The 12,500-nt window shown below is 42.9% G+C and carries 12 protein-coding genes, 1 rRNA gene and 1 pseudogene (2 of these 14 running past the window's edge); 11 read left to right on the forward strand and 3 right to left on the reverse strand.

Annotated elements, in window-relative coordinates; genetic code table 11:
* The 3 genes from ACI3EW_RS04395 to ACI3EW_RS04405 form a co-directional block, all read left to right on the forward strand.
* Positions 1 to 951, forward strand: a 23S ribosomal RNA gene (locus ACI3EW_RS04395) (it extends 1,936 nt beyond the left edge of the window).
* Between the two features lie 457 nt (positions 952 to 1,408).
* On the forward strand, positions 1,409 to 1,579 hold the full coding sequence (locus ACI3EW_RS04400) for a hypothetical protein (RefSeq protein WP_405582232.1): 171 nt from the start codon (positions 1,409 to 1,411) through the stop codon (positions 1,577 to 1,579).
* A gap of 10 nt (positions 1,580 to 1,589) precedes the next feature.
* Positions 1,590 to 1,745: a hypothetical protein gene (locus ACI3EW_RS04405; protein ID WP_243022394.1), complete on the forward strand. Its 156-nt coding sequence runs from the start codon at positions 1,590 to 1,592 to the stop codon at positions 1,743 to 1,745.
* Positions 1,746 to 1,956: 211 nt separating this feature from the next.
* Here the strand turns inward: ACI3EW_RS04405 and ACI3EW_RS04410 are convergent, their stop codons facing one another.
* The 3 genes from ACI3EW_RS04410 to ACI3EW_RS04420 all read right to left on the reverse strand — a co-directional run bounded on the left by ACI3EW_RS04410 (position 1,957) and on the right by ACI3EW_RS04420 (position 5,361).
* Entirely contained in the window at positions 1,957 to 3,153 is a 1,197-nt protein-coding gene (locus ACI3EW_RS04410; RefSeq protein ID WP_118533611.1) for a M20 metallopeptidase family protein, read from the reverse strand.
* 246 nt (positions 3,154 to 3,399) lie between these two features.
* The gene (locus tag ACI3EW_RS04415; protein WP_118533609.1) at positions 3,400 to 4,644 is read right to left on the reverse strand and encodes an SLC13 family permease; all 1,245 of its coding nucleotides are present in this window, start codon (positions 4,642 to 4,644) and stop codon (positions 3,400 to 3,402) included.
* Between the two features lie 30 nt (positions 4,645 to 4,674).
* Complete coding sequence (locus ACI3EW_RS04420; protein WP_118600806.1) at positions 4,675 to 5,361, reverse strand: RraA family protein; 687 nt, start codon at positions 5,359 to 5,361, stop codon at positions 4,675 to 4,677.
* 269 nt (positions 5,362 to 5,630) lie between these two features.
* Here ACI3EW_RS04420 and ACI3EW_RS04425 point away from each other — a divergent pair, with 269 nt between their 5' ends.
* From ACI3EW_RS04425 to tnpB, 8 genes and pseudogenes are all read left to right on the forward strand, one after another.
* Positions 5,631 to 6,527 (forward strand): LysR family transcriptional regulator, encoded by an 897-nt coding sequence (locus ACI3EW_RS04425; protein WP_405582237.1) that lies wholly within the window; start codon positions 5,631 to 5,633, stop codon positions 6,525 to 6,527.
* Positions 6,528 to 6,546: 19 nt separating this feature from the next.
* Positions 6,547 to 7,113 (forward strand): DNA-3-methyladenine glycosylase I, encoded by a 567-nt coding sequence (locus ACI3EW_RS04430; RefSeq protein ID WP_118533603.1) that lies wholly within the window; start codon positions 6,547 to 6,549, stop codon positions 7,111 to 7,113.
* Entirely contained in the window at positions 7,110 to 7,826 is a 717-nt protein-coding gene (gene sfsA, locus ACI3EW_RS04435; protein ID WP_118533601.1) for a DNA/RNA nuclease SfsA, read from the forward strand. Before ACI3EW_RS04430 ends, sfsA begins: the two co-directional genes overlap by 4 nt.
* A 170-nt stretch (positions 7,827 to 7,996) precedes the next feature.
* Positions 7,997 to 8,269, forward strand: coding sequence for an SdpI family protein (locus ACI3EW_RS04440; protein WP_279220242.1), 273 nt, complete (start codon positions 7,997 to 7,999; stop codon positions 8,267 to 8,269).
* Between the two features lie 93 nt (positions 8,270 to 8,362).
* Positions 8,363 to 9,634 carry a hypothetical protein gene (locus tag ACI3EW_RS04445; RefSeq protein WP_118533599.1) on the forward strand — a complete coding sequence of 424 codons (1,272 nt, stop codon included), beginning with the start codon at positions 8,363 to 8,365 and terminating at the stop codon, positions 9,632 to 9,634.
* Positions 9,635 to 9,836: 202 nt separating this feature from the next.
* Complete coding sequence (locus tag ACI3EW_RS04450) at positions 9,837 to 10,583, forward strand: GNAT family N-acetyltransferase (protein WP_118533597.1); 747 nt, start codon at positions 9,837 to 9,839, stop codon at positions 10,581 to 10,583.
* 779 nt (positions 10,584 to 11,362) lie between these two features.
* Positions 11,363 to 11,762, forward strand: a pseudogene (gene tnpA / locus ACI3EW_RS04455) (IS200/IS605 family transposase).
* A 17-nt stretch (positions 11,763 to 11,779) separates the two neighbouring features.
* Positions 11,780 to 12,500, forward strand: the 5' portion of a protein-coding gene (gene tnpB / locus ACI3EW_RS04460; protein ID WP_485663306.1) for an IS200/IS605 family element RNA-guided endonuclease TnpB. Its footprint extends 383 nt past the window's final position; the window shows 721 of its 1,104 coding nt (coding positions 1-721); its start codon is at positions 11,780 to 11,782; its stop codon lies off the right edge, out of view.

Below are 12,500 nucleotides of genomic sequence, written 5' to 3' on the forward strand. Positions count from 1 at the left end.
GGGTAAGTTCCGACCCGCACGAAAGGCGTAATGATTTGAGCGCTGTCTCGACAATGCACCCGGTGAAATTGAAATACCAGTGAAGATGCTGGTTACCTGCGCCAGGACGGAAAGACCCCATGGAGCTTTACTCCAGCTTGATACTGGGATTCGGTAATGCATGCACAGGATAGGTGGGAGGCTATGAGTATGGAACTCCGGTTTCATATGAGCCGCTGTTGGGATACCACCCTTGCGTTACTGGGTTTCTAACCATGGTCCATGATCTGGATCGGGGACAATGTCAGGTGGGGAGTTTGACTGGGGCGGTCGCCTCCGAAAGGGTATCGGAGGCGCTCAAAGGTTCCCTCAGAATGGTTGGAAACCATTCGAAGAGTGCAAAGGCAGAAGGGAGCTTGACTGCGAGACCGACGGGTCGAGCAGGTAGGAAACTAGGACTTAGTGATCCGGTGGTATGAAAGTGGGATTGCCATCGCTCAACGGATAAAAGCTACCCTGGGGATAACAGGCTTATCACTCCCAAGAGTTCACATCGACGGAGTGGTTTGGCACCTCGATGTCGGCTCATCGCATCCTGGGGCTGAAGTAGGTCCCAAGGGTTGGGCTGTTCGCCCATTAAAGCGGTACGCGAGCTGGGTTCAGAACGTCGTGAGACAGTTCGGTCCCTATCCGGCGCAGGCGGAGGATATTTGAGAGGAGCTGTCCTTAGTACGAGAGGACCGGGATGGACGGACCGCTGGTGTACCGGTTGAGCTGCTAAGCTCATGGCCGGGTAGCCAAGTCTGGCAGGGATAAACGCTGAAGGCATCTAAGCGTGAAGCCCCCCTCAAGATGAGATATCCCATTCGAAAGAAGTAAGACCCCTTGAAGACGACGAGGTAGATAGGGCAGAGGTGGAAGTGCAGTAATGCATGGAGCTGACTGTTACTAATCGGTCGAGGGCTTATCCAGGAAGGTCAAGTGAAGATTCAAAGGTTGATGAAGTTCAATATGTGGTTTTGAAGGTATGTGTGAGTAGACCAGGCAGAGATGTCTGGTCTTTTTATTTTGCGCGAACAACGAGCTAAAGTCCGCGCCTACGCGAGACCTTGGCGACTGTCGCGATATGACAAGAGGAAACTTGCAAAGTGTGTTTTCATTTTTTTATCAGGAAGGTCTTCGATACTTTCTGTTAAATAAAAAAAGCACGATGTGCTAATGATGTGCACTCGTGCAAAAATGAAGTTTGTCGGAAAAATGAAGATTCGCATGTTCGAGCCCTGCCGGGCTCGAACGGTTTGAAGTCTTGTCTTCGCTCCGGACGTTCGCCTGCGACGTCTTGTGCTTTTTTAAATAGTGCGGAAGTCTTGCTTTACAAGGGTTTCCGCGTTTTTTATCTCAGTCGAGAAGACTCTCACCTCTTTAGGTAGTGAGTAATAGCAAAAAGGCAGCGAAGCGAGATATCAGCAAGTATGAGTGCTATCTGGAATATCATATCGAACAGGGCGATAAACTCGATCATACGGGAATAGATGTGGGAGTTGTCAGCATCATCGACTATAAGGCAACGGTAAAAGGCATGAAGCGGTGCAGACCATGACGCAAATTCGATGGCCCACGAAGGAGTCCTGATCGGTATGATCTTTGTTCCGAGTGTCAAGGGCATCAGTCATCAGGGCGACAAATATACAAAACCGGAACATATAGATATGGGAGCGGATGTTCTGTATCAGACAGTGTTAAAACTGGATGAAAATGGATTTTAAGTTTTACAGATGATCGAATGAAGGGCTGAGATAAATCAGAAGACCACTGAAGGGGATAATCCTGTTCAGTGGTCTTTTTTGCTCTAATAGGAAAGACAATGTTACGTTAAAGTGCGAAAGCTATGATTCCTATAGAGCAAAAAGCCCCTCCGGGGGATCGCACTGCGGCGGAATGGAATGATGTCGCAGGCGACCCGCCTGTGAGAGAAAGCTATTTCAGTAAAACGCTCATGTCGGAGCCGGTGATCTTAAATGCGGCGCCAACCATTGTGGCAACACCGGCAGGAATTGCCTTCTCATCAAATAAGAGGGAAGCGTTGTGAAGGGCCAATTTTGATTCTGGGGTATCGTTGTGGGTACCAAGGCGGAAGATAGCACCCGGGATGTGCTCCAGATATCTTGCGAAATCTTCGGATCCCATGGACGGGGACGGAACCTGAAGAAGCTTGTCGTTTCCGAGAAGCTCTGTCACAGCCTCGCTGATCTCGTCCACAAGGTGGTCTTCACTGATCGTCGGTCCAACGCCGAAAGTGTAGGAGACTTCTGCGTCTCCACCCATCGCCCGGGCAGTTCCAATAGCGAGCTGTTTCAGAATTTCAGCAACATGATTTCTGGTCTCATTGCTCTGGGTGCGAACCGTTCCTTCAAAGTATGCCTCATTTGGGATAATATTTGCTGCGGTTCCAGCCTCGAGATGTCCGACAGTGACAACAACCGGATCGATTGCTGCTACACGTCTGGAAACGATGGTCTGGAGCTGTGTGATAATATGCGCAGCGATCACGACCGGATCAATCCCTTTCTGCGGATGTGCAGCATGACCGCCTTTACCGATCACCTTTACCTTGAAGGAATCAGATGCGCCTAACATGGTGCCTTTTCTCACCCCGATGGAACCTGCCGGCATATCCGGCCATGTGTGGCAGGCGAGGATGAAATCGGGTTTCGGGTTTTCAAGAGCACCATTTGCGATGGTTTTTGCGGCTCCTGTCATGACTTCTTCAGCTGGTTGGAAGATGAGTTTGATGGTTCCACAGAGGTCATTCTGGTATTCTTTTAATAATCTTGCTGCACCGATGAGGACGGTTGTGTGGAGATCGTGGCCGCAGGCGTGGCATTTGCCGGAAACTTCAGAAGAAAAGGGAAGTCCCGTGTTTTCCTTGATCGGAAGTGCATCAATATCTGCACGGATCGCAAGGACAGGCCCCTCTTTTGCACCGTGGATAAGGCCGATGACTCCTGTGGAATCTCCGTTCGGATGGTTTTCTATACCGGCATCATCGAGAACTTTTTTGATGAGTTTTGTTGTCTCAATTTCCTCAAAGGCTGTTTCAGGGTGACGGTGAATCTGGTGACGAATGTTTAAAAGATCTTCTTTATTCTGTTCGATTTTTTCAAGAAGTGTCATGGATTTACCTCCAAATGATAAAATTTAACCGAATCAAGCAAGTCTCCTGCTTCAATTGCGAAAAGCAATAAGCAGTGGGTGGGGAATTGCTTGTATCAGGAGGAGTGCAAGCTCCTTCTGATAAACTGCGGAGCAGTTATTCGGTTGTGAGCAAGTAGCGAAGCGGATTGCGAATATCCGCTTGACAATGGATGCTGTTAAAAAATCCGCCTGTCGGCATAACAGGCGGATTTCAAGGTTTATGGATTATACAAGGTAGAAGAAGTAAACTGCAGCTGTGCAGATCACGAATGTAAAGATTGCATAAGGAAGGCCGGCTTTTGTATAATCTTTAAATTTTAATCCGCCAATTTCATATACAAGAAGGTTTGGACCGGTACCAAATGGTGTGCAGAAAGCAGCAGATGTTCCGATCGCTACGCACATTGCAAGTGCATGCGGGCTGATTCCGCAGGCTTCACCGATCATGATCGACATAGGTGTTAAGATCGCACAGAGGGAAGTTCCCATCATGAAGTTTGTTCCTACAACTGAGATCAAGGTTACTAAAGCAACAACTACGATCGGGTGCATGTTAGACATATATCCGGACATGGAGTCTACAAGGTACTGGGCTGCACCTGTGGAGGACATTGCGCTGCTTAATGTGAAGATTCCGGCTACCAGAAAGAAGGTGTTGACACTGAAGGACTTTACAGCATCCTTAGCACTGATGCATCCGGTAATAACTACAAGGAAAGCACCGAGTGCGGCAGCTACATGCATTGCCAAAAGCTTTGTTGCCATGCAGTAAACGATGAATAAGAAGATCAATGCAACGAATACCATTTTAGCAGGTTTACGCTCTGCAGTATCCGGGATATTGCTCTCATCAACTTCACGGACAGCGAGATCCTTGATGCCGAAGAACATTAACCAGATGAAGGAGATCAATGCGATCGGAAGACCGATACGGACGAATTCAAAGAATGTGAATCCTTCATAAGCGGATTCCTCGAGGAATCCCTGGACTACGAGATGTCCGCCGCCGCCGATCAGAGTGATCATACCGCCGAGGCTTGCGAAAAAGGCAAGTACAATGTAGATTTTTGATAAAGACACTTTGGATTTTTTACCAACCGCGCTGGCGATCGGGATAAGGCAGCCAGTAGTACCGGTATCGTTTAAGAATGCAGAAAGAGCAGTAACGATAAGGGCAGTTCCGGCAATTACGCCTTTTTCATTTGTACCTAAAAGATTGATGACTTTCTCTCCAATGAAATCGGCGAGACCTGTCTTAAAGATTGCGCCGCCAACAACAAGGAGACTCATGAAGAAGATGACAGTTGTGTTGGAAAACTGTGAGAACGCTTTCGAAGGTTCTACAACGTTAAAGACAGCCAGAATAACTGGAATGCCTGCACCAATGACGATTGGGCTGACCGGCTGCCAGATTAAAAGAACGATCACTGCTAAGAACAATACCAGTGTCATAATGGCCTGTGCTGACATATTGATTCCTCCTCGGTAAAAGTAAAGCGATTAATCGTATTTACACTCATTGTTCTTGATATTCTGGATGTTTTTATCCATATCATACTCAAAGAGTTTTACAACATCGAAGTCAGGGCGTTTGTTGTAGATGCCGCCGTTTGCGAGAAATTCCCTGCGGGCAATCTCTACTGCCTCTTTCTTTTCTGCTGTTTCAAGGTATGGCAGGAAGTCTTCCGGAACAACAATTACGCCGTCTGCGTCGCCGAGAATGATGTCGCCAGGTTTTACTACTGTGCCGCCGCAGGAGATCGGAATCTGTACTGCGCCCTTACTGGTACCTGTTACCATGCTGGTGATCGGGGAGAAACCGGTGCAAAATACCGGAAAGTTTCCTTTTTTAAGAGCAAGCTTGTCGGTTGCCGGTCCGTCGATAATGATACCTGCCATGCCACATTGCTGAGCCATGATTGCAACGAATTCGCCGACCCAGGCATATGTGGTCTCTGTTCCGCGGTCGATCACGAGAACAGATCCTTTTGGTGCTTTCTGCATTGCGTAGTATAGAGAAGTGCTGTCACGCTCAAATCCCTGAATTGTATAAGCCGGTCCGCATACTTTCATCTCGTCAGCAACCGGTTTGATTTCCATTTTCATGAATCCGCCAGTAATCTGATGTCCGATGTTTGCCGGCGATACTTTCATAAAACGTTGTCTGATTTCTTCTGTGAATTCCATAAAAGTCCCTCCTGTAAAAGGTTTGTATTTGTGTTTGTATTGTTCCGTTCGCGCGTCCGGATTGATTGTCTTTATTATAACAATCTTACGAGAAGATTTGAAACGAAAAAAATTGGTTAGTTTATTTAAATATTGATAATGAAGCGTAAAAAAGATATAATTTTAACAATGAGATGAAAATGAAAGATGTTTTTGGAAGACAGTGAATGTGAAAGGTCTATATTGAGATATCAGGAAGCAAATTTGGACTATATGAGGGAAGATTGAGAATGAATATTGAGAATATCCAGTGCTTTATCAGTCTGGCAGAGTGTCTTAATTTTACAAGAGCGGCAGAGCGGGAACACATCACGCAAACAACTATGAGTTATAAGATCAGTGTTCTGGAAAAAGAATTAGGAGTTAAGCTGCTGTATCGGGATACGAAACAGGTTTTTCTTACAAATGCGGGAACAAGATTTTACAGTCAGGCAAAAGAGATAATAAAAATGTACCATCAGACGGTGGAAGAAATACAGAATGTTCAGAAGGACTCACAGTCTGAGTTAAAAATTGGAATCGGGATTTATGAACATGCCCTGCTTAGTAAATTTATGAACTCCTTTATGGAGAAAAATAAAGGGAAAGTTAAAATTACCTGTATGGAGGAACATACCCTCACACTGATCCAAGATTTTCAGGACGGATTATTTGACGTTATCCTGTGTAATGATTCGTTTTCTCACAAGTTTTTAACGTCGGAACTCAGGAATATGGGCTCCATGATCATAGATGAAAGCCCGTATGTTCTGGTGCTACATAAGGATAGTCCTCTGGCAGCATATGATCCGGTGCCGCTGGATAAATTAAAAACGCAGAACATGATTACGATGAAGTCTGTTCCTGAATCGGAGTTAAAGATTGAATTTAAGGGATTCTTTACCTTTAAAGATGCTGTCTATGTGAATTCCTGTAATTCAAAACTGGTGATGGCCAATGCCGGATTTGGGTTTACATGGCTCCCATCATATGCACTGGAATCCAGCTCGGGATACGACAATCTGCTATTCCGGAGATCGGACCCGCCATATAATTTAAGGAAGACATATCTTTATTACAAGAAGAACTCAGAGAATCCGATGGTGAAGAAGTTTGTTGAGAGTGTAAGGGAAATCGTGACAGGATAAATAGGTAGGTGAGATACAAATGAATTGGGCAGATGGAAAAATACGTTGCTGCTGGGCAAATCCGAAAAATGAACGGTACATCCGTTATCATGATGAGGAATGGGGCGTCCCGGTGCATGATGATTGGAAGCTATTTGAAATGCTGATCCTGGAGTGCTTTCAGGCAGGACTGTCCTGGGAATGTGTCCTGAATAAGCGCGAAGCGTTTCGCGAAGCTTTTGACGGCTTTGATGTTGAAAAGGTTTGTGTCTACAAGGAGGAAAAGCTGGAAGCCCTACGGAAGGATCCCGGCATCATACGCAACCGCCTGAAAATACAGGCTGCCGTTACCAATGCACAGGCATTCCGTGAAATTCAGAAGGAATATGGCAGCTTTTCAGAGTATCTCTGGCATTGGACGGAGGGCAGAGTGATCCGGGAAACCGGAAAAACAAGTTCGGAATTATCGGATGCAATTTCCAAAGACTTAAAGAAGCATGGTATGAAATTTGTGGGAACCACGGTGGTTTATGCCTATCTGCAGGCCGTCGGCGTGATCTGGTCGCATGAGGATGGGTGCTTTTGCAGGCATGAGGATGATATATGATGAAACAGAAACCGATAATTATTTATGAGAATGCCGTCCCAGGAAGCTTTGTCCGCAGGATCAATCGTTTCACAGCGGAGGTTTTGATCGATGGGGAGACGGAGCTGGTTCATGTGAAAAATACGGGTCGTTTGCAGGAGCTTTTGGTGCCGAAAGCGAAGGTGACGCTGCAGAAGTCATTGAATATGAACCGAAAAACGGCATACGATCTGATCTCTGTATACAAGCCAAAGTTAAAATGGGTGAATATTGACAGTTTGGCGCCGAATGCTCTGATGAAGCAGCAGTTCATGAGCCTGAATTATGATCTTGTGAAGGCAGAATATACTTACGGAGACTCCAGAATTGATTTTTACATGGAAAAAAACGGTGAAAAATTCCTGACGGAAGTGAAGGGCTGCACGCTGGCGGATGATCTGCATCCGGGCATCGGATTGTTTCCGGACGCACCAACGGAGCGGGGGGTAAAACATTTACATGAGCTGACAAAGGCGGCAAAGGAAGGCTGCCATACAGCAATCGCCTTCGTAATTCAGATGAATGGAATTCATCGGGTGCTGCCGAATGAGGCGGCACAGCCGGAGTTTAAGAAGGCGCTTGTGGAGGCTGCGAAGGCAGGTGTTCAGATCGTCTGTTATAGTTGTCATGTGGAAGCGGATCGTGTAAAGATCACGAGTGTAACCGAAGATACTTCAAGCTATGTGAATATGTAGGAAATGAAGGATTAAGAAGATGGGCAGGAGAAAGAGTATAATCGGGAGTTATGGTGGTGAATTTTATGTGCTTTTGGTGGTTTATGTTAATATGTGATATGATAATTCCCATTGTTATGGTTATTGTAGGAAGAATGATGTGGAAACATTGTCCAAAGCATATAAACGGTATGTTAGGCTACAGAACAACTCGTTCGAGGAAAAATATGGATACATGGAAATTTGCCCACGACTATTGTGGAAAACTTTGGTGGAAAATAGGATGGTTAATGATTATACCATCTGCTTTGGTACATATTCCGTTATACCATAGTGATGAAAATACGATTGGGGTTGCAGGGGGAATCCTTGTAACAATTCAATGTATTATTTTGATTGTATCAATTTATCCGACAGAGCAAGCTTTGAGAAAAAATTTTAATGATGACGGAACACGCAGATAAATCGAAATTTGTTGATTTGGTAAATCTGATCATGCATAAAAAATAATAATTATTCGTTAATGTACAAGCATGGTAATGACAAGGAATACATACATGGGAGAGTTAAATTTAGAAATAATAAGTCCAGAATTAGCTGATATTGTGTTAGACGTTGCAGAGGAATGTGATCAACGATATTGTGATAGAATGGAATTCAAAATTCCACCAATTAAAATAAAGATTGTCATTGATGAACATGAATTTGAAATATCTAATGCAGAAGAATTGGAAAGAAAAGAAAAAGAACGTGATGAATTAAAAAGAAAAATTGCTCAATTGATAAATAATGATGCTACTACCGGATATGTAAAGGCATATAAAATGTGTGGTGATATAGATAGTGAGTTAACAAGAAAAATAAGGTATCGTACCTTTGAAAGTGTATCATCTCTTTTATATCAACAGAAAATTGATATTTGTAAAAAATATGCAGAAATTAATAAAACAGATGCTTCAAATATCCTAGAAAAAATTACCGAACTACAATACGAGATGGTAAAATGCGGAGAGCCTTTTGATTCATTTGAAGTGTTCCAAAATTTTAGAAAAGCATATGAACTTAATGGAGATGAATATCATAAAAGCCGAATGATGTGGTTCTATAATAACAAAAAAGCAAAAGATGGAATCATTTATTGGGCAAAAATTTTCTTGCCTATATTAGAAAACAAATATACTGACAATATAGGCTTTTGGGGAGAAATTATATTTGATATTTTGATAACCCAAAAGGCGTTTTATAAAGCAGAAAAATTTCTTAATATTTGGGAGCAAAATGTGTTAAATACAACTCCTTCTGAAGATATTATTTTTAATTTAGAATTGAGTTTCATTGAGTCAAACAAGCAAAGACTTCCTTTTTTACGTAAGGGATATTATTTTTATGAAGCTTATACCAAAGTAATATGTTATGATGATTTAATTATAAAGGGAAGCAGGAAAAAAGTGGCTTCAATAAAGAAAAAGTATAAAGAGACTATTTCAAAATTCAGAGAGTGCCTTACAATTATTCAAGTGTATAATTCTAAATTTGAAGTCAAGAATGATGACTATATAAATGCCTGTGAGGAGGAAATTGCTATTATTCCAAATATATTAACTTATGTAAATGAAATAAAAAAACACGCTTCATACAAAGACCCTTGGGGTCAAACAATGGGATATGGTATATTTAGAGAATTATCCATATATTATCAAAAGCAAAATAGAATTTCTGATGCAATAAGAGTTTGTAAAAAAGGAATAGAGTGCGGATATATTGACGATGGTACAAAATTCGGGATGTATGGGCGTTTAGAACGTTTATTGAAAAAGGTTAAAAAATGAGTTAATATTAAAAAAACGGCAATAAAAATAATGAAATTAGGGATAATTAAATGGTTTGCTAACTTCCGGTTTGAAGTGACCTTCCCCCAAAAAAAGCGGAAGCTTCCGGGGGCGTAGCACGGAACAATCCGCAGGAATCAAAATAGTGGGCTTTTGACCTCGATATTATGCAATAAATATGGAGAAAGTCAGGTGATGATCGATGAAATATATCCATATCACGAAAGAGAACATCGACAAGGAGCACATCTGCTGCGCCATGTCCGGCAAGCAGGCTCTTGCGAAAAAGGAGTGGCTGAAGCAGCGATTTGATGAGGGACTTGTCTTTTATCGCAGCGAGGAGCGCGGAAAGTGCTTTATCGAATATATTCCGGCGGAAAACGCATGGGTGCCCATTGAAGCAGGCGGCTGGCTTTACATCAACTGCCTGTGGGTTTCCGGCTCCATGAAGGGACACGGCTATTCCTCAGAACTGCTTTCCGAGTGCATCCGGGACGCGAAAGAACAGGGAAAGAAAGGCGTTTGCATTCTGTGCGCCGAGGGGCGGAAGCGGGAATTTTTAGCTGATCCGAAATTCCTGAAGTATAAAGGCTTTAAGGTCGCGGACTTATCCGACAGCGGGATCAACCTCATGTACCTGCCCCTTGCAGAGGATGCAGAGCAGCCGAGATTCAAAGATTGTGCCAGACACCCGAAAGTCAGCGAAACGGGCTTTGTCCTCTATTACACCGACCAGTGCCCTTTCACCTATTATTGGGTGCCGAAGGTACAGGAGGCGGCAAAGGAACACGGGATCCCATTTCAAGCGATCCACATCACCGACAAAGAAGCCGCTCAGAATGTACCTGCGCCGGTCACCACCTATGCTCTGTTCCGAGATGGAGAGTTTTTGACTCAGGGCATTCAGTCGGATAAAAAGTTTCTGGCACTGGCGGGCATAAAAGGATGATAGATACGTTTCGCTACGATTACAAAGAGCAAGTATAAGGGTTGGAAAGTGAGGAAAAGAACATTTATGAAAAGAAAAATCATCATTGCGGTGGCAGTCATCGCAGGTATTTTGGCAGCAGTTGCGATTATTTCAATTTTGGCACAGACGCCGGCACCGATCTGACGAGCGGAAGACAATCCTGAATTCCAATTTTCAGCGTGCAGCTTCACAAGGCGCGTGTGGCTGCCGATTGGACAAATCTGAGAGCATACTATTCAGAGATTCAGACAGATTATATCGCGACCGGGAAGGCTAATCCAAAGGTGCCGATTGATGAATGGCATACAGAAATTACGTTCCTTGATGGACAAACGGTCAAACTGAAAGCGGGACAGATTGTGATCAGGGAACCAGGAGATCAAATGGATATGTATATGGATAACAGATTCTATATAACTGCAATGAATATCTAAAGCGGCCCCCAATATCAGACTGGGAGACACACTATAATAAATGTAGCTTGCTTCTTGGTGCTGATGAATTATAAACAATGATAAAAGCAGACAAATAAAAGAAAGCAGGACAATGGAACTACCCCCAATGTCCTGTTTTTCTTATGTAACAGCAAATTTGTCTCAGAGGGAGTTAGGTCTCCGATTGAGAGAAATGCTTCGATGACAAGAATCACGCGCCAAGTCCCACGGACGTCCGACTTGAAATTGGGCTACCGCAATCCCACTGGCTTTAGACGGTGGGTTAAGGTAGCCGGAAGCGGAGGTTTGTGCTATACTTGCGTTATGGAAACGTGGAAATCAAAAAACAGACACAAATATTTGTTACAGTATCATATTCGTATGCAAGTATAGAAAGAAATTGCTGATGTCAAAACAAATATCAGATGATATAAAGCAGTTTTCTTATGAGATATGTCAAAAGCATAAGGTCATTATCAGATATATGGAGACAGATAAAGATCATATTCATTACATGATAGAAACAGAACCAACAATGTCTATCAGTAAAATAGTAAATCTGATGAAGAGTTATACAACCTATCATATTTGGAAAAGATATCCGGATTATCTACGAAAACATTTCTGGAAAGAACATACTTTTTGGACGGACGGATATTTTGTCTGCAGTGTAGGAAATGTATCAGAAGAGATGTTGAGAAAATATATAGAAAATCAAGGGTAGGAAGGTGGCGACAGTGGGTGTTAAAAGCATATAAATACAGGATATATCCTAATAGCGAACAAAGAATTCAGATTGCAAAAACATTTGGCTGTTGCCGTTTTGTTTACAATCAGACATTGGCATATCGGAAAGAAATATACGAGAAAGAGAAAAAGTCAGTTAGTAAAACGGATTGTAATAATTACTGTAACAGAGAATTAAAGAAAGACTATGAATGGTTAAAAGAAATAGATAAATTTGCTCTGACCAACGCAATCTATCACATGGACGCTGCATATCAAAAATTCTTTAAGGAACATGCAGGATATCCGAAATTCAAGAGCAAACACGATAACCATAAATCATACACAACAAACTTCACAAATGGAAATATTGCGGTAGATTTTGAGACAGGGAAGATAAAATTGCCAAAATTAAAAGCGGTAAAAGCAAGGTTACACAGGGAATATCGTGGGCAGATTAAGTCAGCGACCGTTTCGCAGGTTTCCAGTGGAAAATACTATGTGTCCATACTTGTAGAAACGGAGCATAAGGAACTGGCACATACAAATCATAACATAGGAATCGATTTAGGACTTAAAGATTTATGTATTACTTCCGATGGGAAGGTATATGAGAATCAAAAAATTATAAAAAAATACGAGAAACAGCTTGTAAAGCTGCAAAGGCAACTGTCACATAAAGGAAAGAGAAGTAAGAACTATTATAAAACAAAGAAAAAGATAGCATTATGCCATG

Source organism: Pilosibacter rotomagensis (assembly GCF_045062245.2).
Taxonomy (GTDB): Bacteria; Bacillota; Clostridia; order Lachnospirales; family Lachnospiraceae; genus Pilosibacter.